The sequence below is a fragment of the Rhodopirellula maiorica SM1 genome, from assembly GCF_000346295.1.
Taxonomy (GTDB): Bacteria; Planctomycetota; Planctomycetia; order Pirellulales; family Pirellulaceae; genus Novipirellula; species Novipirellula maiorica.
Genome location: NZ_ANOG01000656.1, coordinates 1 through 2307 on the forward strand (window position 1 = coordinate 1; position 2307 = coordinate 2307).

Genomic DNA, 2307 nt, shown 5'->3' on the forward strand with positions numbered 1-2307 from the left:
AGCATCCCTCGTACATACGAGCGGTAATTTGTCCGATATTCACCGCACTGCTTGCTGCCGAATTCGACATCCGACTATCAGCGGGACGACAGTTCGAAGCGTTGAGAATTTCAACGGTTTTCTGGCCATAACTTGGAACGTGAATTAGCCCCCCCGTGTCACCCAACGAAGGGATGATAAATCCGGATCCCATGTTGCAAAGCATGACCTCAGAACTCAGATGACGTCAAATCGATTCAGCGGACATCAAGGCCTACAAAGTCGGAGTCAGAGAAAAAAATTTTCCGACATAGACAGAGGTGGCTGGCACCACCCAGGAACGAGCGGACGTTTTCCCCATGTTTTTCGGCGTAATGGATCGGGCAAACGACCGAAGCCGCGGGCGGCTTGTTGTTTTATTGAGCCGCGACGCGCCAGCGGCCGGGTACAACGCACTAAGTGGGTGCCTTACGGCCCACGGCTCACCGTTACGATCTAATCGTTTAACAATCAGCCGAAGGCGTATTCGCATCCGTTAGCGTACGCCTATCGGCTGACGGTGACAGGCTAGAAGCCTATCCCACTTTTAGGCGACAGATCTTTCGCGGGAGCGAAAGGCGACGATCGATCATACGTTGACCACCTTTTCGATCACAGCGTTAATCTCCGCAACACGTCCCTCCAATTCGAAGCGTTCGCTTGCTTCGCAACTGGCCCGCGCAACAATCTCGCTTACATCAACGTTTCCGTTCAGGATCGTCCTAATCGCTGCAACCAATTCCGACTCGGAACCGGGAGTCACCAGCCATCCATTTTCGCCGTTGCGAACGATTTCTGACGCCCCGCCACCACGAGTCGCAATGATTGGACGTCTGGACATCATCGCTTCGACTATCACACGGCCAAAGGGTTCCGCCGCAGTAGAACAATGGATCACGATATCGGTCGTCTGCATCAATTCCGCAACATCGCTGCGAAACCCCATGAAATGAACTCGTCCCTGCAACTCGGGTTCATCGGCCATCTGATGAAGCTGTGCCACGTAATCGTGTTCGTCGAACAACGCATCCCCCACCAACATCAAATGCACCCCCGGCAATTGCCGAAGCGCCTGGATCGCCACATGCTGACCCTTCCAGGGGGAAAAGCGACCAAACAATGCCACCACTGGTGTATCTCGAATGCCACCAATAGCGACCGGCAACACACTGCGGTCTTGATTATCAGAAGGATTCGCATCCGCCGGCTCGGCCGCCGGACATGCCACCACGCTGGTCAATCCGATCGATTGCCGAATCGAAGACCGCACATTCGCTTCATTTTGGATCGCTGATTGAAATGGGCTAGCGTCGATGCCGTTGTAGACCACTGTGATCTTTCGATCGTCACCACCTCGTTGCACCAGTGACGCCTTACTGGCATTCGAATTCGCGATCACATGTGTCGAAAACCGTGTGGCCAGAAAGACCAGCAGACTCAGATTCGAACGACTGAAGTGTTCCGGGGCCAAGATATCATGCAGATGGTAGATCACCGGTTTACGCGAGATCCATCCCGCGATCGTCGAAACCACCAACGCCTTTGCGGTGTTCGCGTAGATCACATCGACTGATTCCGCCGCGGAGGCGACGTTGCGAGCCAATCGCATCACATCCAACGAAGACGCCAGTTTGCGAAACAAGCCGCTCGATTTGCGGATGGACGAGCCGCCGGCTCCGAGCGTAAACACCGAGACGTCGACATCACAATCACGCAATCGCTGCACAAACGGACCGTCTTGGAACAACAGCACTCGATCGGCACGGTTCTGGCGACGCCGCACAATATCCAATAGACACAGCTCGGCGCCACCGAGTTGTGCAGTTTGGTCGACAAATAGAACGGCCGGCTTCGAATGAGTGGAGTGAGGAATCAAGAGTGGCAGTGGGGGAGAGGGGAGTTGGGAGTTGGGAGGGCTGGTGACCTAGAACTTGAACGTTGCAAAAACGACTGTCGCCCGACGACTCCGCTCGTCGGTTTTCCGTTTATGTGCAACACCACCAAAAGTCTTGGCGACTTTTTACATTGTCGTTGATCGCTCCGCGATCATTACGCCGTGGATCTTGCCGAGAATCCTCGGACATTATCATCGCGATGACAGGCTAGAAGCCTATCCCACAAAAGTCTACGCGACTTTCGCTACTTTTTTCTTATCTTTTTGCCATCCATTTTTTTGCCGTCGACTTCCCTACATCACCCCTCCGTCGCAATGACAGGCTGGAAGCCCATCCCACTTTTCAAAAAGTCTTGGCGACTTTCGCTACGGTGCTGTCCCTTATCTTCCTACCT

The 2307-nt window shown here is 53.9% G+C and carries 2 protein-coding genes; both read right to left on the bottom strand.

Annotated features, from left to right (window positions below; genetic code table 11):
* On the bottom strand, nucleotides 1-193 hold a 193-nt coding region (locus tag RMSM_RS42860; RefSeq protein ID WP_236622237.1), incomplete at its 3' end, for a hypothetical protein.
* A gap of 414 nt (nucleotides 194-607) precedes the next feature.
* The gene (locus RMSM_RS21065; protein ID WP_008700912.1) at nucleotides 608-1894 is read right to left on the bottom strand and encodes a glycosyltransferase family 4 protein; all 1287 of its coding nucleotides are present in this window, start codon (nucleotides 1892-1894) and stop codon (nucleotides 608-610) included.
* Nucleotides 1895-2307: the final 413 nt, after the last annotated feature.